The sequence below is a fragment of the Mesorhizobium sp. B2-2-4 genome, from assembly GCF_006442375.1.
Taxonomy (GTDB): Bacteria; Pseudomonadota; Alphaproteobacteria; order Rhizobiales; family Rhizobiaceae; genus Mesorhizobium.
The window spans coordinates 320973-341700 of sequence record NZ_VFWB01000005.1; the positions used below are offsets into that span (position 1 = coordinate 320973).

18 protein-coding genes are annotated in these 20728 nt (G+C 65.1%); 9 read left to right on the plus strand and 9 right to left on the minus strand.

Annotation, left to right across the window (positions count from 1 at the left end; translation table 11 throughout):
• Window positions 1-107: 107 nt before the first annotated feature.
• Window positions 108-1574: a hypothetical protein gene (locus FJ959_RS15050; RefSeq protein WP_140630604.1), complete on the plus strand. Its 1467-nt coding sequence runs from the start codon at window positions 108-110 to the stop codon at window positions 1572-1574.
• A 167-nt stretch (window positions 1575-1741) separates the two neighbouring features.
• Here FJ959_RS15050 and FJ959_RS15055 read toward each other — a convergent pair whose 3' ends face one another.
• Complete coding sequence (locus FJ959_RS15055) at window positions 1742-2278, minus strand: DUF6428 family protein (protein ID WP_140582464.1); 537 nt, start codon at window positions 2276-2278, stop codon at window positions 1742-1744.
• A 42-nt stretch (window positions 2279-2320) separates the two neighbouring features.
• Here FJ959_RS15055 and FJ959_RS15060 point away from each other — a divergent pair, with 42 nt between their 5' ends.
• From FJ959_RS15060 to FJ959_RS15075, 4 genes are all read left to right on the plus strand, one after another.
• Entirely contained in the window at window positions 2321-2674 is a 354-nt protein-coding gene (locus FJ959_RS15060) for a metalloregulator ArsR/SmtB family transcription factor (RefSeq protein ID WP_140516097.1), read from the plus strand.
• Between the two features lie 85 nt (window positions 2675-2759).
• On the plus strand, window positions 2760-3173 hold the full coding sequence (arsC, locus tag FJ959_RS15065) for an arsenate reductase (glutaredoxin) (RefSeq protein WP_140630606.1): 414 nt from the start codon (window positions 2760-2762) through the stop codon (window positions 3171-3173).
• Window positions 3154-4392: an arsenite efflux MFS transporter ArsK gene (arsK, locus tag FJ959_RS15070; protein WP_140630607.1), complete on the plus strand. Its 1239-nt coding sequence runs from the start codon at window positions 3154-3156 to the stop codon at window positions 4390-4392. The genes arsC and arsK overlap by 20 nt, the downstream gene beginning before the upstream one ends.
• Before the next feature lie 131 nt (window positions 4393-4523).
• Entirely contained in the window at window positions 4524-5405 is an 882-nt protein-coding gene (locus FJ959_RS15075; RefSeq protein WP_140630610.1) for a DMT family transporter, read from the plus strand.
• Window positions 5406-5457: 52 nt separating this feature from the next.
• On the opposite strand, the gene FJ959_RS15080 is transcribed toward FJ959_RS15075, so the two are convergent.
• Window positions 5458-9594, minus strand: a complete 4137-nt coding sequence (locus FJ959_RS15080; RefSeq protein ID WP_348640291.1) for an autotransporter domain-containing protein — start codon at window positions 9592-9594, stop codon at window positions 5458-5460.
• A gap of 177 nt (window positions 9595-9771) precedes the next feature.
• The gene (locus FJ959_RS15085) at window positions 9772-10731 is read right to left on the minus strand and encodes an AraC family transcriptional regulator (protein ID WP_140630613.1); all 960 of its coding nucleotides are present in this window, start codon (window positions 10729-10731) and stop codon (window positions 9772-9774) included.
• Between the two features lie 197 nt (window positions 10732-10928).
• Between FJ959_RS15085 and FJ959_RS15090 the strand changes: the two genes are divergently transcribed.
• Entirely contained in the window at window positions 10929-12071 is a 1143-nt protein-coding gene (locus tag FJ959_RS15090; RefSeq protein ID WP_140630616.1) for a helix-turn-helix transcriptional regulator, read from the plus strand.
• Between the two features lie 147 nt (window positions 12072-12218).
• Here the strand turns inward: FJ959_RS15090 and FJ959_RS15095 are convergent, their stop codons facing one another.
• Genes FJ959_RS15095 through FJ959_RS15105 form a run of 3 tightly spaced genes read right to left on the minus strand, consistent with a single transcriptional unit; the run spans window position 12219 to window position 15972 of the window.
• Complete coding sequence (locus FJ959_RS15095; RefSeq protein WP_140630618.1) at window positions 12219-14516, minus strand: xanthine dehydrogenase family protein molybdopterin-binding subunit; 2298 nt, start codon at window positions 14514-14516, stop codon at window positions 12219-12221.
• A complete protein-coding gene (locus FJ959_RS15100; protein ID WP_140630621.1) occupies window positions 14513-15496 on the minus strand; it encodes a xanthine dehydrogenase family protein subunit M in 984 nt (327 codons plus the stop codon). The genes FJ959_RS15095 and FJ959_RS15100 overlap by 4 nt, the downstream gene beginning before the upstream one ends.
• The gene (locus tag FJ959_RS15105; protein ID WP_140500117.1) at window positions 15493-15972 is read right to left on the minus strand and encodes a (2Fe-2S)-binding protein; all 480 of its coding nucleotides are present in this window, start codon (window positions 15970-15972) and stop codon (window positions 15493-15495) included. The genes FJ959_RS15100 and FJ959_RS15105 overlap by 4 nt, the downstream gene beginning before the upstream one ends.
• Window positions 15973-16274: 302 nt before the next feature.
• Between FJ959_RS15105 and FJ959_RS15110 the strand changes: the two genes are divergently transcribed.
• Window positions 16275-16889 (plus strand): TetR/AcrR family transcriptional regulator, encoded by a 615-nt coding sequence (locus FJ959_RS15110; protein ID WP_140500115.1) that lies wholly within the window; start codon window positions 16275-16277, stop codon window positions 16887-16889.
• 57 nt (window positions 16890-16946) lie between these two features.
• Entirely contained in the window at window positions 16947-17945 is a 999-nt protein-coding gene (locus FJ959_RS15115) for a bestrophin family ion channel (protein ID WP_140556442.1), read from the plus strand.
• An 84-nt stretch (window positions 17946-18029) separates the two neighbouring features.
• On the opposite strand, the gene FJ959_RS32510 is transcribed toward FJ959_RS15115, so the two are convergent.
• From FJ959_RS32510 to FJ959_RS15125, 3 genes are all read right to left on the minus strand, one after another.
• Window positions 18030-18158 (minus strand): hypothetical protein, encoded by a 129-nt coding sequence (locus tag FJ959_RS32510; protein WP_263486928.1) that lies wholly within the window; start codon window positions 18156-18158, stop codon window positions 18030-18032.
• Window positions 18159-18190: 32 nt separating this feature from the next.
• A complete protein-coding gene (locus tag FJ959_RS15120) occupies window positions 18191-18511 on the minus strand; it encodes a hypothetical protein (RefSeq protein WP_140630624.1) in 321 nt (106 codons plus the stop codon).
• Between the two features lie 120 nt (window positions 18512-18631).
• Window positions 18632-19384: a DUF899 domain-containing protein gene (locus tag FJ959_RS15125; RefSeq protein ID WP_140521469.1), complete on the minus strand. Its 753-nt coding sequence runs from the start codon at window positions 19382-19384 to the stop codon at window positions 18632-18634.
• Window positions 19385-19494: 110 nt separating this feature from the next.
• Here FJ959_RS15125 and FJ959_RS15130 point away from each other — a divergent pair, with 110 nt between their 5' ends.
• Entirely contained in the window at window positions 19495-20715 is a 1221-nt protein-coding gene (locus tag FJ959_RS15130; RefSeq protein WP_140521470.1) for a helix-turn-helix domain-containing protein, read from the plus strand.
• Window positions 20716-20728: the final 13 nt, after the last annotated feature.

The following is a 20728-nucleotide window of genomic DNA, read 5'->3' on the forward strand; positions in this document are numbered from 1 at the left end:
TTACGCTCCCCCTAATGGGGGGCTTCCCCTGCGCAATCAGTGGATGTAAGCATACATATTAGCCAATTATTGAATACTGAATTGGGTATGCGTAAAGGGCATTCGTTATGAATTTCAAGGGTCTGATCAAGCGTGCCGAAGACGTAGATGATGCACTCCAGGAGCTGCAGGCCGATCTGGCGGACGCTCTGGATGCCAGCCTCGATACCGAATACGACGCGCCGCCGGACAGCGGCTTTATCCCAGATTCCGCGCCAGGAGCCGAGGCCTCGGCACCCGAGGCCAATGCGGCAGATGCGGATGGTGCGGATAATCCGGACGGCGCGGGCAACGCCGACGCCACTGAAACCGCGCCACGACTGACGCCCCATACCCAGACCCGGATGGCGGCATTGAGTGCCTTCGAAGGGATGTTCCACGACGCCAGGAACTATATGGACGAGATCAACGGCAAATTGTCGGAGATCGCGACCTCACACCATTTGACGCGCGAATTCCTCAACATCCTCCACACCGATATTATTCGCGCCAACGAGCTGGAGCTCGCAAATGGCGACCTGATCGCGGAACAAAGAACGCTGTCGGAAAAGCTGCACGACACGGCAAGAAAGCTGCGCGAGCGTGAAAGCGCCTGCGAATTGCTGCAACAGCGCGAGACAAGCCTGGTCCAGGACAGGGAGGCGCTTCGCGCAGCGCTCGCAGCGGCCAGGCTGGAACTTGCCGAGACGGCCAATGCGAGCGCAAAACGCGACGCGGAGTTCGGCGACATCGCCAAGCGGCTGACGGCCAGGGCGGTCGAGGCCAACAGGCGCCTGCGCGAGAGCAAGATGCTGCGGGAAAAACATGTCAGCCTGTCGATCGAGCTCGACAAGGCGCTGAAGCGGGAAACCCAGACGCGGCACAGGCTCGACGAGCTCTCGACGATCCATGCCAGCGAAGCAGCGCGGCTTGCCGAACTGCTGACCGCGCTCGGCAAGAGCGAGAAGGAGGAGATGCGGCTCCAGAAGTCACTCGAGACCGCGCAGGCGAAGCTGTCGGAAATGACCGAAGCGGCCAGCATGATGGAAGGCGACAGGCAAGCTGAACTCGCCCGCAGCCAGACGGAAATGCGCGGATTGCGTTCCGAGATCCAGGACCTGCAATCACGGCTGGAGCGGGCCTCGCACGAGAACAGCGAGGCCACAGCCGAGATCGCTAGGCTCAAGACCGACTTGAACGACACGCTGGCCGAAAAGAAAATCGCCGATCAAAAGTTGTCCTCGCTCACCGACGAGAACGAAAACGACAAGACGAGCCTTTCGAAAGCGAACGCCAATCTTTCGCAGCTTGCGCTGCAACAAGCATCGGAACAGATACAGCTGGATGTCCAGAGGCAGGAATGCGAGGACCTCAAAGCTGAAATCGCATCGCTCAACGCGCGGATCAAGGAATTGCTGCCTTACGAGCGGCTTCACAAGGCCACCAACGGCAGATCGCGCGAGGCGGACGTGGTCGACATCGCCGCCGTGGTGGCGGAGAAAGCCCGTGGAACGGGCAGGCGGCGCATCCGCAGGAACCTCCGCGCCACGCCGTAGCTCATTTCGCCGGCATGGCCTCAGGTCCCGCTGCTTGGCAGCGTTCCGCGCCCGCTGCCTCAACGCGATCGCACGCCGCCGCCGCGGCGCAAATCGCTGAACTGAGCGAGCGGAAGGCTGTCTTGGCCGTCAAGACGGCGCCAAGCCATCTGCTCGGCTGCGAAGCGTTAGCCGCAGCAAGGTTGGGGTCCGGCCGAAGGTCCGCAGCAGGCCTTGGCTTTCCTCTCCTCCTCCAGCCAGCGGTCGCGCGGCTTGCAGCTTGCCGGCCGCGGCGAAAGCTCGACATGCACCGCATCACCCGCGAGCCGGGGGAGCGCGGCGCGGTAGAGCTGCATCGGGCGCACGCCGTCGCTGACTTCGAAAGTGAGCTTGGCGGAATGGTCGAGCCCGACATGCTCTGTCACCTTGCGGATGATCGCCGAGAATTTCCCGGCCGGCATATGCGTGCGGTCCTCCTCGACGTCCCAGAGCTGCACGAAGATCTCGGCCCAGGATTCCGGGTTTGCACCGCAGTCCAGCGCGGCGAACTGGCCGGCTTTCACTTCGGTGACGTGGTAGCCAGGCCGCACCGGCCGGCCGTCGTAGAAGAACACCAGCGGCCGGTCCTTGTAGCCCGCCAGAAACTCCAGCAGGCCAGCGATGGTGATGTCGTCGGGATCAACGACGTCAGCGGGTTCAAATTCCCGATTGTCAGAAACGAGCATGTGCGGTAATCCTTGTTTCAACGTTTTTAGGATTGTTGAAATATGGATGAACGTCAAGCCCTTTCCGCCTTTGCGGCTCTTTCGCAAGAAACGCGCCTGCGCATCCTGCGGCATCTGGTGATTGCCGGTCCCGACGGGATTGCCGCCGGCGCCATCGCCGAAAAAGTCGAGGTCTCGGCCTCGAATGTGAGCTTCCACCTGAAGGAGCTCGAGCGGGCAGGACTGGTCAGCGTGCGGCGCGATTCGCGCTCCATGGTCTACAGCGCCGAATATGACGCGTTGAGCGGCCTCATCCGTTTCCTGATGGAGGATTGCTGCTCCGGCCGGCTGGAGATCCGCGCTTCGGCGTTGGCTCCAGACTGCTGCGCCGCCGATGTGAAGGGACCGGTTCAGTGATCGTCGCGCCGACAGCCCGGGCGATCGTCCCGACCGCGCCGCGTCAGCAATCCGAAATCGAACCTCTTGCCGTCGAGGCCAAGCCATGACCGTTACGATCTACCACAATCCCGACTGCGGCACCTCGCGCAACACGCTTGCCATGATCCAGGCGAGCGGCGAGAAGCCTGACATCATCGAGTATCTGAAACATCCGCCCAGCCGGGACCGCTTGCGCCAGCTGGTCGCCGCCATGGGAATTCCGGCGCGCGCTCTGCTGCGCGAAAAGGGTACGCCCTATGCCGAACTCGGCCTGGGTGACGCCAAATGGACCGATGAACAGCTGATCGACGCCATGCTGAGGCATCCGATCCTGATCAACCGGCCGATCGTCGAGACGCCCAAGGGGACGCGGCTGTGCCGTCCGTCCGAGCTCGTGCTCGATCTGCTCGACCATCCGGTGGTCCGCTTCACCAAGGAAGATGGCGAGGTAGTGAACCATGACCGTGGTATCAAGTGATCGAAGCCTTTCCGATCTCGAAGTCCCGGAGCGCTCGCCGCTGGCCGCCATTGCCGCCCTCGGCGTCACCCAGATCATCGGCTACGGCACGCTGTACTACAGTTTCAGCATTCTCGCCGCCGATATGGCCAGGGATCTGGGCTGGCCGACCGAATGGATTTTCGGCGCGCTCTCGGCGGCTCTGCTGGTTGGCGGCCTGACGGCGCCCTGGCTCGGAAACTGGATCGACCGCTTCGGCGCCGGCAAGATCATGACCGCCGGCTCGATCCTTGCCGCGGCTGCGCTCGCCGCCTGTGCCTACGCGCCGGCGGCCGGGGCCTTCGTGGCGGCGCTGATCGTGCTGGAAGTGGCATCGAACCTGGTCCAGTACGGCGCCGCTTTCGCGCTGCTTGTGCAGATAAGGCCGCGCGCGGCGCAACGTAGCATCACCTATCTCACCCTCATCGCCGGCTTCGCATCGACCGTGTTCTGGCCGATCACCTCGGCCCTGCACGCGCAGATGTCATGGCGAACCGTCTATCTCGTCTTCGCGGGGCTGAACCTGCTCGTCTGCCTGCCGCTGCACGCCTGGCTCTCCCACGGGCTGGCCAAGAGCAGGCGCTCGGCGACCGAGCCGCCACGGCATGTCCAGGGATCGCTTCCGGCCTCGGCGCGGCCGCTCGGCTTCGCGTTGATGGTCATCGCCTTCTCGCTGCAGAACCTGCTTGGCGCCGCTGTCCTGGTGCATATGGTGCCGCTGCTTTCCGGACTTGGCCTCGGGGCGACCGCCGCCATCGTCGGAACGCTGTTCGGGCCGTCACAAGTGTTGAGCCGCTTCATCAACATGATCTTCGGCATCAACCTGCCGCCATTGACGCTGGCCATCATCTCGGCCGGCCTGATGACGAGCGGGGTCGTCGTGCTGAACTGCACGGCGGCTTCCGTCGCAGGCGCGATGGTTTTCGCCGTCGTGTTCGGCATGGGCAATGGGCTTTTCAGCATCGTCATCGGCGCCCTGCCGCTGACATTGTTCGGCAGTGCGGACTATGGCCGGCTGCAGGGGCGCGTCACATCGGCCCGGCTGCTCGTTTCGGCCGTCGCGCCGTTTGCGCTGGCCTTTGCCATCGTCCATGTCGGCATTGCCTGGTCGCTGGGGGCTATGGCGCTTCTGGGCGGCACCGCGCTGCTGGTCCTGACAGCGATCACGAGACTGCCGAACGCGCGCAACGGCCGCGTCTGAGGGCGGCCGGCTCGTCCGTGGCCCTTTCTTGCCCCATCGAGATGCCGGTCCTGCCTCACGACGGACGGGCCGGTTCACCCTATCTCCCATGACGCAGCGTTTGCCTGATGGCGCACGGAGGACGGGATCAAGTGACATCGACGCCGGTTGTCGGTCGCGAAGCGGCGCCTTTGCCCGTGATGGCGCTGTTGGGGGCCATGGTGTCGATCCAGATCGGCGCTACTTTCGCCAAGAGCCTGTTTCCGGTGATCGGCGCGCAGGGCACGACGACGCTGAGGCTGGTCGTCGGCGCGCTGATGCTGATCGCCGTGCTGCGGCCCTGGCAGATGCGGCCTTCGCGCGCCACCATGCCGTGGCTGGTCGCTTATGGGGTAACGCTGTGCGCGCTCAACCTCCTGTTCTACGCCGCGCTCGCCACGATTCCGCTCGGCGTTGCGGTGGCGCTGGAGTTTTCGGGACCGCTGCTGGTGGCGACGCTGACCTCGCGGCGCGCCGGCGACTTTGCCTGGATCGCGTTGGCGGTCGCCGGCATCGTGCTGTTGTCGCCCTTCATCCGTTCGTTCCAGCCGCTCGATCCGACTGGGGTGATGCTGGCGCTGGCGGCCGGCGGTTTCTGGGCGCTCTACATCGTGCTGGCGCAGAAGGCGGGCGCGGAGCTCGGCACCCGCACCACCGCCTACGGCATGGCGATCGCCGCCGTGCTGGTGCTTCCTTTCGGCGTGGCGCAGGCGGGAGCTGCCCTGCTCGCGCCGTCGATCCTGGTCAGTGCCTTGCTCGTCGGCCTGTTCTCGAGCGCGCTGCCGTTCTTTCTGGAGATGGTGGCGCTGACCCGGATGCCGGCCCGCATCTACGGCACGCTGACCTGCCTGGAGCCAGGATTGGGCGCGCTGGCCGGCTTCCTGTTCCTGCATGAGAGCCTGACCGCGCCGCAACTGGCCGGCATCGCCGCCGTCATCGTCGCGGCCGCCGGGACCGCGCTGACCTCGAAGCCGCCGGTGCCGTCGCCGGAGTAGGGGCGGGTCAACGTGCAGGTTCGTGCTGCAAACCCGGTTTCGCCACCGTCGTTCAGAACTTCACGCCCAGATCGATATTCGCGCCCTGGTCGACCGTGCCACTGCCGAACTGGCCGGTATAGGACAAGCCGAGCGTCGCATTGGCCGACATGTTGAGATCGAGGCCGGCCTCGATCACCGCGGCATCCCTGGCGATCGGCACGCCGGCGATGGTGAATTGATCGCCGCCGGCGAAGGCGAAGACCGAGGTCGGCGCGACATCGCCGAAGGCGTGACGCCAGCCGAGCATGCCGCGAGCGGTGGCATCGATGCCGCCAAGCGCGAAGTCGGTCGCGCCGCGAAGGCCGAGCGTGGTGAAGGTGGCGTCGTTGTTTGTGCTGGCGCTGGTCAGCGCCGCGGCACCACCGGTTTCGGTGAAGCCGTCGGTGTGCACGCTGACATAGGCGAGGTTGGCGAAGGGTTCGAACTTGAAGCCACCGGCATCAGCCTTGTAAGCGAGTTCGCCGAACACTTGCGCGGTGCCGGCATCGTAGTCGGCTGATAGTTGATCGGCAAAGCCGTTGAAAGCAACCGAGCGTCTGGTCGAGATGCTGCTCCAGCTATAAGCCGCTCCGCTGCGGAAGGCGATGGCGCCCCAGTTGGTGCCGCCATAGAGACCGAGATGATAGCTGTCGCTCTTGCCCGATGAATCGCGGTCGTCGGCATCGAAGGAGGAATGGCCGTAGCCGCCGATGAGGCCGACACGCCAGCCGCCGACCAAAGTGTCGGCGCCGGCCAGCAGGCCGCCGGTCGAGCGGTCGAAGGCGGCGGCATTGCCGTCGCTGTCGGTGTTGCTCCACGAACCGAACACCTGGCCCCAGACGGCGAAGCGGTCGGTATCGGCCGCCACCATTTCCGGTCCACCTTCGCCATAGGCCATGACCGGCAGCGCCGCCGCGCCGCCATCGCCAAAGGCAGCAGCAATGCGATTGCTGGCCGCGTCGCGGACGAAGCGGCTGTCTTCAAGCAGCATGCCCTTGGCCGAGGCATGGATTTCGCCGGAAAGCTGGTCGAAGGCGTCCTGGGCGGCTGCTTCGCTCGGCAAAGCAAATATGGCATCGAACAGCGGATTGCCGCTGCCAAGACTTTCGGCACCACCGCCGGTGGCGATCTGGTTTGGCGTCAGGCCGACATCGGCGAAGGACTTTGCCTGCACTGCGTCGATGTAGACATGCGTGGGATCGTAATTGGCGTAAAGGCCGGTGAAAAGGCCCAGTCCGCTGATTGTGTAGGTGCCGATGACGCCCGCGTCGGCCTGCAGAACCGTGTAATGCGTGCCCGGCACGTAAGGCGCTGCGTCCGTCTTGACCATTTGGAGGATCGCGCCGGAGGCGATGGTCGCCGTGCCCGTCGCGTGGATGAGATCGGACTGGCCGGTCGAGGTCAGTTCGACCTGGTAGATCGAGCCGGCCGCCTGGTCGAGATTGCCGGCGACGTGGAGCGTACCGATCGAATTGCCGGGGGCGATGATGCCGCCCGACCGCGCCATGACGCCGCCCACCGTGCCGTTGCCGCCCAATATGCCGCCGAAGATCGTCACCAGCGAGTTGGCCAGCGAACCGTTCACGGCCAGTCGCCCGCCATCCACATTGGTGGCACCGGTGAAGCCGCTCGAATCGGCGGTAAGGTTCGTCGTGCCGGCGATCTGGTTGATCGTGCCGACACCGCCGATCGCCGATGCGAAGGCGTAGTTCGTGTGGGTGTGGTTGAAGTTGATCGCACCCGAGCCCGGTCCGAACTGAACGCTCGCCGCATTGAGCGTGCCCGCGGCCGCTGCTGGCGATCCGCTCGCCGCACCGATGTTGAGCGTGCCTACGGAACCCGCCATGGCGGCGATGTTGACCACGCCGCCGCTCGACACCGCGCCGCCATTGGCAATCGTCAGCGTGCCTGTTCCACTAACGCCGACATCGAGATCTCCGCTGCTGGCCCATGTCGAGCCGGCGCCGTCGACCGCTACCGTGCCGACCGAACCTGCGGCGTAGCCAACCAAGCCCAAGCCATTGCTGACCACGCCGCCTTTCGAAACCGTCACCGTGCCCGTGCCAAAGCCTCCGACATAGAGGTCCCCGCTGTTCGTCCACTTCGATCCCGCGCCGTCAACCGCCGCCATGCCGGTCGAACCGGCAACGTAGCCGATATAGCCCCAGCCATTGCTGACCGTGCCGCTGTTCGAGATCGTCAGAGTACCCGTGCTGAAACCGCCTACGAACAGGTCCGAGCTGTTGTTCCAGGCCGACCCCCCGCCGTCGACCGTCACCGTGCCGGTCGAGCCAGAGAATGCGCCCACATAGCCTGTGGTATCGCTAACCTTGCCGCCGTTCGAGATATTCAGCGTGCCAGTACCCTGATCGCCGACGAACAGGTTGGAACTGTTTGTCCAGGTCGATCCCCCGCCGTCGACGGTCACTGTGCCGGCGGAACCCGAACCGAAACCAACGAAGCCCAGGCCACTGTTGACCGCGCCGCCGTTGAGGATGTTCAGTTCGCCCGTGCCGGCGAAACCGACGAAAAGGGCTACGCTGGCCCAGGTCGAGCCTGCACCCTCGACCGTCGCCGTGCCGGTGGAGCCCGCAACATTTGCCAAAATGCCGTTCTGATTGCTGACCGTGCCCTTGTTCGAAACCGTCAGCGTACCTGTGCCCTGATCGCCAACGATCAGGTCCGAACTGTTTGTCCAGGTCGAGCCGGCACCGTCGACGAATACGATGCCGGTCGAGCCCGCCTTCGCGCCAACAGTTGCCCAACTGTTGCTGACCGCGCCGCCTTGCGTGATCTGCAGAGCGCCCTTGCCGAAATCGCCGACGATCAGCGACCCGCTGTTTGTCCAGGTTGAGTCGACGACTATCACGATGCCGGTCGAGCCCGCCGACTTGCCAACATAGGCCTTGTCATTGCTGACAGCGCCGCCGTTGCTGATCGCTAGCGTGCCGGTGCCGAAATCGCCGACAGCCAGGTCGGAACTGTTGGTCCAGGTCGAGCCGGCATTTTCGATGAACACGCTGCCGGTCGAGCCGGCATTCGCGCCAATAGTCCCCCCATTGGAGCTGACGTCGCCGCCATGGCTGATCGCCAGAGTGCCGGTGCCGAAATCGCCGACACTCAGCGATCCGCTGTTTGTCCAGGTCGAGTTGTCGACGAACACCTTGCCGGTCGAACCCGCGGAGGCGCCAATATAACCTGAAGTATTGCTGACCTTTCCGCTGTTCGAGACCATCAACGTACCTGTCCCGTCGACGCCGACGGACAAGTTCCCGCTGTTGAGCCAGGTTGAGCCGATGCCATCGACCATCACCTTACCGGCTGAATCGGTGCTGTAGCCCACCATGGCATCAGCATTGCTAACCACACCGCCGTTGGTGATTATCAACGCGCCGTCGCCATCATGGCCGACATAGAGCGTTCCATTGTTTGTCCAGGTGGCATCATCGATCGTCGCCGAGCCGATCGAATCTGAATATTGGCCAATATAGGCGCTGTCGCTGATGACGTTGCCGCCGTTGGAAACCGTTACCGCACCAACGCCGGAACTGCCGACCGTGAGGCTATCAGTGTTAAGCCACGTTGAGCCGGCGCCATCGATCTTTACGACGCCTTGAACGTTGCTGCCGCCCGCAACAATACCCACAGCATCCGTCACGACACCGCCATTGAGGATATCGAGCGTAGCCAGCCCGAAACTACCAACCACCAAACTGCTGCTGGTCCACGAGGAACCCGCACCTGTTACGGTGACATCAGAAGTGGAGTTATCCCCCCAGGATAAGAATGCTCGGTCGGTCGTCAACGTGCCGTTCGAAATGACAAGGCTGCCGTCCGAAGAAGCTACAAAGCCAAGGTAAATATCGTCGGCAAAAGCGTTGCCAGCGTTGATAACAGTCGGATTCGGTGTCGAATTGCTGATATATACAATATCGGCCGCCGTCGGCACTGACCCAGCGTTCCAGTTTCCGGCGGTAAACCAATCCGTGGAGGTGGTGCCGGTCCAGGCATCGGCCGCCGTCGCGGCGATCGGCTGGCCGAGTCCGACCAGCGCGGTCGACGTCAGCGCCAGATATTTCCATGCGTTAGCCCTGCGGCCACCAAAACCATTCTGCGGCATCCAAACCCCTGACATGATAGTCATTTCACCTTGAGGCTGACATGTCATTGGAGCTCGGGCTTGTCTTGGGCAGGGCCGCACTGGAATTGGACTGGAGCGAAAAGCCGAGCCTTTTGCGCGCACTGTGGCAGTTCTGCGCCACGATCGCGCAGGTGCCGCTTCACCGGCCTCTCAAAGAGAGAATCGGACGCCGCGCCAAGGCCGGCCACAGAAAATGCCGCAACCCTATCTGGCGCTGGTCGGCGTATAGCCGAAACGGCGACGAAAGCAGCGATTGAAATACGATACATCGCTGAACCCGCTCGTCATCGCGATATCGCTGACCCGCATGTCGCTGTGTCTCTGAGAGAGCATCCTATGGGCGCTCTGCAACCGCAGTTCGAGAACGCGCTCGGAGAAGCTCACTCCGGTTTCCTGAAGGAGATCATGGACGTAGCGCGCCGACAGGCCGAGCTGTTGCGCGACACCTTGGGCGGAGATGCCAGGATCGGCGAAATCCTCGGCAATCGTTGCCAGGATCGCCTCCAGCCTGGCGGCGCGCAGGCCGCGAAGGCCGACCAATTCGGCAGCTCGGCCTTTCGCCCCGGTCACCAGGCCGATCAGGTCCACGATCGTGTCCGTCGCATGGGTTATGAGATCGGCCGAGGCGAGCGGGCTGCCGCTTTCAAGAAGCTCGCAATAGCGCTTGAGAAGATCGAGGGCTTCGTTGTCGGCGCCGATCTTCAACCCCAGCCGGTCGTCGATCTGCGGGAAGGCGCGCATGAGGACCGCGCGTGGGACCACCACATTGGTCCAGATATTGCTGTCGGCGCCGCTCATTTTCAGCGCTTCCGAGGCCGTGACGAGGACGGCTTCTCCCCGACCGACGGCATATTCGCGGCCGACCTGCACGCCCGACAAGAGGGTGTCGGCCTTGTTGATCAGCAGCAAATAGCCGTCATTGTCGTCCTCGGCGATGTTGCTCGCCTTCCTTGTCGCCTGCTTGATCGTTCCGGACATCTGACCGAGAACCAGTGAACCGACAGCCGTGGCTTCGATCGAGGCCTCGAAGGGCAGGTTTTCCGATATGCCGTATTCCACCGACCAGATTTCCGCGACGTGGATGTCCTGCCACAGGGAAAATCGCTCGCGTTCGCCAAGATGCGGCGGCAACTGAGCCGATGAAAACACCGTCTTTCGCGACAATGGAAAACCTCGATAAAGTATCCGCGCTTAAAAAATACCGATCGCCACTTTCAATCGGCAGAATAACCGGCAACAGTGGCGGCTGGCGTCAAGCAATCGAGTTGAATCCTAATCGAGATCGGCCAGGAGTGGCGTCATCCAAAAGTATGACGCCACAAAATTCTCCGAGGCGAGATCGCAGTGTGTCTGGAGGCGTGGTGGAGAGGCTGAGCAGCGAAGTCCTTGGTTCCATTATCGGCGATATCTACGATTGCGTTTTGAACCCGGAAGGCTGGGCCGGGGTCATGACCCGGATCACGACGGCCATGGACGCGGCCTATACAACCATCGCGCTCGCCAGCACCGCCGACAATCATGGCCGCTTCGCCGCTCAATCGCCCTGGGATCCCGTGCAAATGCGCGTGCTCCAGGACTATGACTTTGATGCAATTCCCGGTCTGAAGACGGCGGTCATCGGCGACGTCGACACGCCCGTCGCGACGCTGTCGCTGATGAGCGAAGCCGAACTCGGGCAGACGGCATTTTTTCAGAATTGGGCCAAACCGCAGGGATTGCGCGAAGCCTGCATCACCAAATTCGTCCACACATCGGACCGGATCGGGCTCATGGGTTGCACCACATGGGCCGACAGGGGGATCATATCAGCCGAGGACCAACATTTCCTGGCGTTGCTCTCGCCGCATCTGCGCCGTGCTTCCCTGATCGGAGACCTGCTCGACCAGGCTCGCGTTACCGCCAGCCTTTACCGCCAGGCGCTCGACAATCTCGCAGTGCCTGTCGTGCTTGCCGGCGCCAACGGGGCCATCCTCCATGCCAATGGCGCTGCCGAACGGATGTTGTCGGCGCAAGGTCCGATTCTTTCCAGGAACGGCCTGCTCCAGGCGCAGAATCCGGCGGTCGCCCGCGCCCTGCTGGAAGCGATCGCCAGCGCCGCGAACGCGGATGCTTCGCTTGGCGCCCGGGGCATAGGACTGCCGGTCTCGGCCCCAGGCCAGCCGCCCGCCGTCGCCTATGTGCTGCCGCTGACCGAAGGAACCGCGCGCGCGGCCTTCCGGCCGGCATGCGCGGCTGTCTTCATATCGACCACGACGTCGGCTTCTCCTCTCCCGGAGGCCGTCCTGACCACGCTGTTCGACCTTACGCCCGCGGAGGCGCGGGTCCTGCTGCGGATCGGCAGCGGATTGTCGGCGTCGAAGAGCGCTTTGGCGCTCGGCATCGGCGAAAACACCTTGAAGACACACCTCAATCGTATCTTCGCCAAAACCGGGACGAGACGCCAAGCCGATCTTGTCAAGCTCGTCTCGGACATAGGCACGCCCCTGGCAGCGCATTCAGGCTGAAGGCGTAGTCCGCAGCGCGAGATCGGCTCACCGCCTCCAGAGCGGCTCCGGCGCGAAGCGCTCGCTCGCCGGGATCGCGCCTGGCCGCCCCCCTCTGGCCTGCCGGCCATCTCCCCCTCAAGGGGGGAGATTACTCGCTTCCGCCGCTCAGATCAGCTTCTCCAGCGTGATCGGCAAGTCGCGCACCCTTTTCCCCGTCGCGTGGAACACCGCGTTGGCGATCGCCGGCGCCACGCCGACGATGGGCAGTTCGCCGACGCCCTTGCCGCCGAGCACCGAGGAGTGCGGGTCGGGGATGCCGACCGAAATCACCTCGATGTCGGGAATGTCGGCATTGGTCGGCACCAGATAGTCGGCGAGGTTGTTGTTGACGATGCGGCCGTGGCGGCGGTCGATGATGCCTTCTTCCAGCAACGCTTGGCCGATGCCCATGATGATGCCGCCCTTCCACTGGCTTTCCGCCAGCTTCGGATTGTAGAGCCGTCCCGAATCCAGCGCCGACACGACGCGCGAGACGCGCACCGTGCCGAAATCCTCGTCGACCCGGACCTCGATGAAATGCGCGCACCAGGAATGGCGGGAATAGTCGCCTTCGGTGTGCGGCAGCGCCATGGCGATGGTGGTGTAGTTCCTGTAGCGGTCCTCGGCACTCGAATTGGCCGGCATGGTATCGCCTGTCGCCTCGATGCGATCGCGGCCGACGCTTTTGAGGAGCTCGGCGATCGACACATCGGGGCCGTCGCCACGCGGTGCGGTGATGCGGCCATTGGCGACGACCAGCGTGTTGGCCTGCAGCGCATGGAAGGGCGAGCGCGGGTCGCTGATCGCCAACCCGACCAACTGGTCGAGCGCCGAGGTCGCGGCCTTGTAGACGGCACCGGTCATGACGCCGGCCAGGCGCGAGCCGCCTGCGACGCCGGCGCGGGGAAAGCGGGAATCGCCCAGCTTCACCACGACGTCGTCGGCCGGCACGCCCACCGTCTCGGCCGCCGTCTGCGCCAGGATGGTGTAGGTGCCCTGGCCCATGTCGATCGAGGAGCTTTCGACCTCCACCGAGCCGTCGGCCTGGATGCGCACGATCGCCTCGCCATAGGCGCGCCGCACCGGATAGGTACCGGCGGCTACGCCCCAGCCGATCAGCTGGTTGCCGTCGCGCATCGAACGCGGCTCCGGTGAGCGCCTGGCCCAGCCGAAGCGCTCGGCGCCCGTGGCAAAAGCCTCGCGCAACTGCCTGGTGGACCAGGCTTTTTTCACTTCCGGGTCCTGCTCGGCATAGTTCCGCAGCCGGATCTCCAGCGGGTCGATGCCAACCTCATAGGCGAGCTCGTCGATGGCGCTTTCGATGCCGAAGGCCGAAGGGTTCTCGCCCGGCGCGCGCATGGCGCCCGGCACCACGGAATTCACCCGCACGACGTTCTGCCGGGACGAAAAGTTCGGCGTCGCGTACATGATCGAGGTAACCGAGGCCAACGGCTCCACCCACATGCCATCGATCGACGTTTCATTGACGCCGCGATGCACGATCGACTGGATTTTTCCTTCCGCATCCGCGCCGAGCGCCACCGTCTGGCGCGTCGCGGCGCGGCCGCCATAGCCGGTGAAGGTCTGCGGGCGCGTCATCACCAGGCGCACCGGCCGGCCGAGCATTTTGGCTGCACTCGCGGCAACCGCGCCGTGGCCGAGCGCCAGCGCCTTGGAGCCGAACCCGCCGCCAATATAGGGCGAGACCAGCCGCACATTCTCGAACGGCACACCGAACCATTCGGCATAGGTGCGCGCCATGCCATCGAGCCATTGGCTCGGCTCCCACACGGTGAGCCGGTCGCCCTCCCAGCGGGCGATCAGGCCGTGCGGCTCCATCGGCGCCTGGTATTCGCGCGGCGTGTTGTAGGCGGCGCAGATCCGGACCGGGGCGGACGCAAAGGCAGCCTGCGCGTCGCCCCATTCCTTGGTCATGGCCTCGATCGGAATGCCGTCGCCGGCTTTGGCATCGTTGAGGTCGACGATGGCCGGCGTCTCGTCATAGTCGACCTTGACCAGGGCCGCTGCCGCGACCGCCTGCTCGAAGGTTTCCGCGACCACGGCGGCGACATGCTGGCCCGAAAAGCTGATGTCGCGCGCCAGCGGGCAATAAGGCTTGTCGAGCGGGGGCGTGCCGAACCAGTCCGACGCGGTTTTCAGGGCCATGATGGTGTCCGGCGTCAGCACTTGCAGCACGCCGGGCGCCGCCTCAGCCTGCGCCGTATCGAGGGCGCGCACCTTGCCGGACGCGATCGTGCTGTCGACCAGCACGGCATAGGCCAGGCCTTCGAGCTGCTGTTCGACGGCGTATTTGGCCGCACCGGTGATCTTGGCCGGGCCGTCGACGCGCGACAGCCGGCCTCCGACGGCTTGTGCCAGCACGCCGTCGGAGGCGTCGCCATGTCTTGCGATGTGAACGGTCATGCCGCTTCTCCCAGTTTGAGGATGGCGCGCGCGACGACGCGCGGCGCGAGCTCGATCTTGTAGTGGTTGGCGCCATGGTCGACGGCGCCCTCGACGGCGAGCAGGCTGGCCGCGCGGACAGCCGCAGGCTCCAGCACCTTGCCTTTCAGCGCCTCTTCCACGGCGCGCGCCCGCCAGGGCTTGGTGGCAACGCCGCCTAGCGCGACGCGCAGGTCGCGGACGGTGCGCCCGTCGGCCTCGAGTTCGAGGCCGGCGGCGGCACTGGCGGCGGCGAACTCATAAGACTGCCGGTCTCGGACCTTCACGTAGGTCGAGCGGCGGGCGGCGGCGGATCCCGGGATTTCGATGGCGGTGATCATCTCGCCCGGTTCGATCGCGTGTTCCTTCTGAGGCGTGGTGCCGGGCAGCAGGAAAAAGTCGTCGACCAATATGCGGCGCTCACCGAGATGGACCACCGCGTCGAAGGCGACCAGCGCGGTGGCGAGGTCGCCGGGATACATGGCGATGCAGGCTTCGCTGGTGCCGAGCACCGCATGGCCCCTGGTGACGCCGCCGATCGCCGAACAGCCGCTGCCGGGCTCACGCTTGTTGCAGGCGGCAAAATTCGAAGGATCGCGGAAATAGGGGCAGCGTGTGCGCTGCATCAGATTGCCGCCGACGGTCGCCATGTTGCGGAGCTGCGCCGAAGCCGCCTGCCACAGCGCCTCCGAGACAGCGGGAAAGCCGCCCTTGATGCCGGCATGGTCGGCGACATGGCTCATCCTGGCGAGCGCGCCGATGACGGCGCCGCGCTCGTCGATCTCGATGGTGTCCAGCCCCTTGAGATGGGTGATGTCGACCAGGCTGTCGGGCTCGGCGACGCCGCATTTGGCGAGGTCGATCAGCGTCGTGCCGCCGGCCAGCAGCATGGCGCCGGGCAGGGCGGCCGCCTGGCGTGCGGCGTCGACGGAGTTGGCGCGAAGATAGGAAAAATCCCTCATGACGCGGCCTCCAGCGCTGCCTGGCGCACGGCGGCGACGATGTGCGGATAAGCGCCGCAGCGGCAGAGATTGCCGGCCATGTATTCGCGGATCTCGTCATCGGAGCCGGCATGGCCTTCGCGGATGCAGGCGACCGCCGACATGATCTGGCCCGATGTGCAATAGCCGCACTGGAAGGCGTCCTGATCGAGGAAGGCAGCCTGCACGGGATGCAGTGCGCCCTCCCGTGCAAGCCCCTCTATGGTGGTGACGGTGCGGCCTTCGGCCTGTGCCGCGAGCGTCAGGCAAGCCAGCACGCGCTCGCCGTCGACATGCACCGTGCAGGCGCCGCACTGACCGTGGTCGCAGCCCTTCTTGGTGCCTGTCAGGCCGAGGCGGTCGCGCAAGGCGTCGAGCAGCGTGACGCGCGGTTCGAGGTCCAGCGTATGCGGCTGGCCGTTGATATCGAGATGGACGGGGATTGTGGTGTTCGTCATGGGCGTCTGGCTCCAGTTGCTTGACGCTGAGGGAAATGAAGTGGTGTCGGGGCGGGGAAGGGCAAGGCGCAATGTGGTCAGCTTGGCCGATCTCCCCCCGCAAGGGGGGAGATTACGCTCTTCGGCGCCTTCACCAGTCCCTGACGGAAATCGGCTTTGGCTTGCAAGCTTTCAGCACGTGACATACCGGTTCCCCTGATTATATGATAAAGGTGCTCCACTAAAGCGGAGGCGCCTCCGTTTATTACGTGGGGGCTGACCCGATGGGGTTCAAGCCCCATATTTCGACAGTGGAGAAAAAATTGGCCGCAGAGCCGTCCGCCATCCCCGACCAGAAGACAGCAGAGGCCAAGCCGCTGCGCGCCGACGCGCAGCGCAACCGCGACCGGCTGGTCGAGGTGGCGGCCTCGGTCTTCGCCGAGCGCGGAATCGACGCCTCGCTGGAGGAGATCGCGCGCCGCGCGGGCGTCGGTATCGGCACGCTCTACCGGCATTTCCCGACGCGCGAGCACCTGGTCGAGGTGGTCTACCGCCGCGAGGTGGAAGGGCTGTGCGCGGCCGCCGGCGAACTGGCGGCAAAGCATCCGTCCGACGTGGCGCTGGAAGAATGGATGCGGCGCTTCGTCGACTATATCGCCACCAAGCGAGGGCTTGCGACCAGCCTGCGCATCCTGTTGACGGCGAATGCCAATCTCTATTCCGACACGTCGGGTCGGGTCTCGGCGGCGTTGCGGCAATTGGTCGAGGCGGCGGTGGCCGAGGGCACCATCCGTGGCGATGTCGACGCGTCCGACGTGCTGCACGCGCTGGGCGGCATCTATTCGGCGCCCGACACCCCGGATTGGCGCGATCGCTCGCGCCGGCTGGTCCGGCTGCTGATGGACGGATTGCGGTTCGGCGCCGCCAAGGCTAGGTGAGGGCGACTGGAGACTGGCCTGCGGCTAGCGGGCACGTCCGCGATTTGGGGGCATCTTATGTATGTGGGCCGTTCCTACAAGGTGATGGATTTCGCGCTCTGGTCGCGGCGCAGCGTCATCTACATGGTGGTGGTGAGCGGACTGGCGGTGGCCGCCTACCGTTTTCCCGGACTTGCCGGGTTCTCGGTGCCGTGGTCTGTCGTGCTGGTGCTCGGCACCACGGTGTCACTGGTGGCCGGCTTCAAGAATTCGCAGGTGTTTACCCGCAGCGGTGAAGCGCTGCAGGCGTTTGCGCAAATCACGGCCAGCAGCCGGTTGTGGTCCAATTTCTGCAGGGACTTCACCGACGCCCCGACAGCGAAGCAACTCATCTATCGCCACATCGCCTGGATGACGGCGCTGCGTTTCGCGCTGCGGCGGCCGATGCCATGGGAATCCATGGCGCGGGCCGCCAATATCGAATACCGGCGGCGTTACCATGTCCAGGAGGATACGGGCTCGATTGCCGACGAATTGCGGCCGTTGCTGGCCGAGCAGACCGAGGGCGTCCTGAAATCGCCCCGCCCGGCGATCGCCTTGCTCGAAATGCAATCGGTGCAGGTCAACGGCTTGTTCAAGGATGCCAAGATTCCTCCGCAGATCTATGGCGAACTGACAAAACTCATCCGCGACTTCCACGACCAGCAGGCGCGCTGCGACCGCATCAAGAACAATCCCTATCCCCGCCAATACGCCATCGTCAGTTCCATGTTCGTCATGATCTTCTGCACGCTGTTGCCGTTCGGCGTCGTTCCGGTCTTCGCTGAGATGGGCAAATTCGGCGGGGCGCTGGGCTCGATCGCGATCTGGCTGACGATCCCGTTCAGCACGCTGCTGGGCTGGGCATACATGTCGCTCGACCAGGTCGGCGAGAGCAGCGCCAACCCTTTCGAGGGCAACGCCAACGATGTGCCGATTTCGCAGATCTGCCGCGACATCGAGATCGAGATGCGGACCGGGCTCGGCGAGGTCGACCTTCCCGCGCCATTGCTGCCTGTCAACGACATCGCGACGTAAAAGCCAGCGCGCTTGGCGGCGATGAGCAGGGCGAACGGCCGGCTTCATTGCGCCTGGGCGGCGCGCCGCTCCGCCGTCGAAGCGTCAGGTCTTTTCGGGCGTGCACCAGGGGCAGCCCTTGGCGGGTTGCGACGGCTCGTCGCCGCGCCGTGTCGGCTCCGCCTCGATCGGCTCCCGTGTGTCGGGACCGTGCGTATCACTCGTCCGTGTCATGGTTCTTCTCCTCGACGGGTTGCATCGGCGATTCAAACTGCTTGCGCAATGCTCTGTTTTTGCAGAGTTTTCTCCAAGCGCTTTGCTTTCTCCCGGCCCGCCTGCCTGTTGGAAATCACGCGCAGCCAAGGCGCCAGATGGAAGGCGCTCATCAGCAGGTACATGGCCGGCATGCCGGCGAGCGGCGAAGAGGTGCCCATGCACAGCATCGCCGCATCGCCGCCGAAGATGCCGGCCAGCAGCGCCATCAGGGCGAAGATCGGCGCTGCGGCGAGGCCCAGCCAGTCGGCGATGCCGAGGCGGGCCGCGTCCTGATCGGGACAGCGGCGGGCGTCTGTATGGATGTCGCTCATGTCTTTCTCCTCGGTTGCGCATTGGCGCAAGCCCGGAAAGCAGCAGCAGTCCTGGGAAAGCTGCCGCCTTGCGAAGAGCGTCCGGCCGCGCTTGCGTCGAGCCGGCGCTCTAGCCAGGCTCTACTGGGCGTCCTTGTTGCGGAACGCCGCCTCGCCGGCAGCAGACACTTCGTCCCATTTCCTGTCCGGCGCGGTGTCGGCGTCGTAGTTGTCGCTCCAGTTCCACCATTTGTAGGTCGGGGTCTGCGGATAGCCTTCGGGCGAGTCCTCCCAGACCTCCTGGCGGCCGAGCGGCGTGGCGTCGAGGTAGCTCCAGACGGTGCCCATCGCCTCGTCGCCGCGGTTGTTGATCAGATAGGTGCGGAAGATGCGGTCCCCGTCGCGGATGAAGACGTTGTGGCCGTGCCATTCGTCGACGCCGAAATCTTTGTCGAAGCTGTCGGTGATGGTGTACCAGGGCATTGCCCAGCCCATCCGCTTCTTCAACCGCGCAATGTCGGCCTGCGGCGCGCGCGAGGCGTAGGCTAGCGTGGTGTCGCGGGCGTTGAGATGGGCGAGGTTGGAGACCTGGTCGGCACCCAGCGAGCAGCCGCGGCAGGCGTGATCGGGCCAGCCATACACACCCGGCTCGAAGAAGGCGCGGTAGACGATCAGCTGGCGGCGGCCCTCGAACAGGTCGAGCAGGCTCGCTTTTCCGTTGGGGCCTTCGAACGTGTAATCCTTCTCGACGGCCATCCACGGCATGCGCCGGCGCTCGGCGGCCAGTGCGTCCTTGGCGCGGAGCGTCGCCTTCTCCTTTACGAGCAACTGCTGGCGCGCCGCCTCCCATGCTTGCTGGGAAACGATCGGCGGTGTGTGCATTTGCTTGGTCATGGCTTTTGCCTCGCTGTTCCGGTTTGATGTGACGCGACTGACATAGCGCCGGACAGCGGGATGGTGAGAGTTACAAGTGTGGCGGGATTCGCCGTGGCGGGATTTTTTTGATGGATTCGCTGATCACGGCCGCGGGGCTGTTGCTGGCGGCGGGTGACCCGCTCGGCGCGCTCGACCGCGTGGCGTTGCGCGAGGACGCGCCGGCGCTGGCGCTGCGCGGCATCGCCATGGCGCAGCTCGGCGATCTCGACCGGGCCAGGGCTCTGCTGCGGCGGGCGGGGCGCACCTTCGGGCCGAGGGAAGCGGTGGCGCGCGCCAGATGCGTCATCGCCGAAGCCGAGATCGCGCTGGTTTCGCGCGACCTCGGCTGGCCGGCCAAGGCGCTCGACGCGGCGCGGGCGACGCTGGAAAAGCAAGGCGACCGGCTGAACGCCGCGCATGCGCGGCACCTGGAAGTGCGATTCCTGTTGCTGATCGGCCGTCTCGACGAGGCCGAGCAGGTGCTGGCCGGGCTCGATGCGACGCCGTTTCCGCCGGCTTCGCGGGCCGCGCACGAGCTGGTCGTCGCCGGCATCGCCATGCGGCGCCTCAGGACGAAGACCGCGCGCGCGGCACTCGAGCGGGCCCGCCACGCCGCATGGCGGGCCGGCATTCCCGGACTGATGGCCGAGGTCGACAGCGCGTTCCGGGTGCTGGCAACGCCGGCGGCGCGGCTGATCGCGAACGGCCAGGAGCATCCGCTGCTGCTCGAGGAAGTCGAGACCTTGCAGGCATCGGAAGCGCTGGTGGTCGACGGTCTTCGTTATGCCGTGCGCAGACAGGAGGCGCGGGCCTCTCTGGCGACGCGCCCGGTGCTGTTTGCGCTGGCGCGCGCGTTGGCCGAGGCCTGGCCCGGCGACATGCCGCGTGCGGCGCTCATCGCCAGGGCCTTCGGCGGCAGGCACGCCGATGAATCGCATCGCGCCCGGCTGCGGGTCGAGATCGGCCGGCTGCGCGCCGAGCTGCGCGGGCTGGCCGACATCCAGGCGACGAAGCGCGGTTTTTCGCTGGCGCCGAAACGGGGCGGCGAAGTGGTGGTGCTGGCGCGGCCTCTCGAGGAGCGGCATGCGGCAGTGCTCGCCTTCCTCGCCGACGGCGAAGCCTGGTCGAGCTCGGCACTGGCGCTGGCGCTCGCATCCAGCCAGCGCAGCGTGCAGCGCGCGCTGGAGCAGCTTGCCGAGACCGGCAAGGTGCAATGGTTCGGCCACGGCCGGGCGCGCCGCTGGATGACGCCGCCGGTGGCGGGTTTCACGACCACCTTGTTACTCCCGGCGCCGTTGCCGAACGGCTAGGAATGGATCACAC

What these genes read in the sequence shown, in the direction of transcription:
- arsK (WP_140630607.1), top strand. Translation starts at nt 3,154, where the DNA reads ATGACCGTGGTATCAAGTGATCGAAGCCTTTCCGATCTCGAAGTCCCG.
- FJ959_RS15060 (WP_140516097.1), top strand. Translation starts at nt 2,321, where the DNA reads ATGGATGAACGTCAAGCCCTTTCCGCCTTTGCGGCTCTTTCGCAAGAA.
- FJ959_RS15055 (WP_140582464.1), bottom strand. Translation starts at nt 2,278, where the DNA reads ATGCTCGTTTCTGACAATCGGGAATTTGAACCCGCTGACGTCGTTGAT.
- FJ959_RS32510 (WP_263486928.1), bottom strand. Translation starts at nt 18,158, where the DNA reads ATGACACGGACGAGTGATACGCACGGTCCCGACACACGGGAGCCGATC.
- FJ959_RS15050 (WP_140630604.1), top strand. Translation starts at nt 108, where the DNA reads ATGAATTTCAAGGGTCTGATCAAGCGTGCCGAAGACGTAGATGATGCA.
- FJ959_RS15125 (WP_140521469.1), bottom strand. Translation starts at nt 19,384, where the DNA reads ATGACCAAGCAAATGCACACACCGCCGATCGTTTCCCAGCAAGCATGG.
- FJ959_RS15095 (WP_140630618.1), bottom strand. Translation starts at nt 14,516, where the DNA reads ATGACCGTTCACATCGCAAGACATGGCGACGCCTCCGACGGCGTGCTG.
- arsC (WP_140630606.1), top strand. Translation starts at nt 2,760, where the DNA reads ATGACCGTTACGATCTACCACAATCCCGACTGCGGCACCTCGCGCAAC.
- FJ959_RS15115 (WP_140556442.1), top strand. Translation starts at nt 16,947, where the DNA reads ATGTATGTGGGCCGTTCCTACAAGGTGATGGATTTCGCGCTCTGGTCG.
- FJ959_RS15100 (WP_140630621.1), bottom strand. Translation starts at nt 15,496, where the DNA reads ATGAGGGATTTTTCCTATCTTCGCGCCAACTCCGTCGACGCCGCACGC.
- FJ959_RS15105 (WP_140500117.1), bottom strand. Translation starts at nt 15,972, where the DNA reads ATGACGAACACCACAATCCCCGTCCATCTCGATATCAACGGCCAGCCG.
- FJ959_RS15130 (WP_140521470.1), top strand. Translation starts at nt 19,495, where the DNA reads ATGGATTCGCTGATCACGGCCGCGGGGCTGTTGCTGGCGGCGGGTGAC.
- FJ959_RS15120 (WP_140630624.1), bottom strand. Translation starts at nt 18,511, where the DNA reads ATGAGCGACATCCATACAGACGCCCGCCGCTGTCCCGATCAGGACGCG.
- FJ959_RS15080 (WP_348640291.1), bottom strand. Translation starts at nt 9,594, where the DNA reads ATGACATGTCAGCCTCAAGGTGAAATGACTATCATGTCAGGGGTTTGG.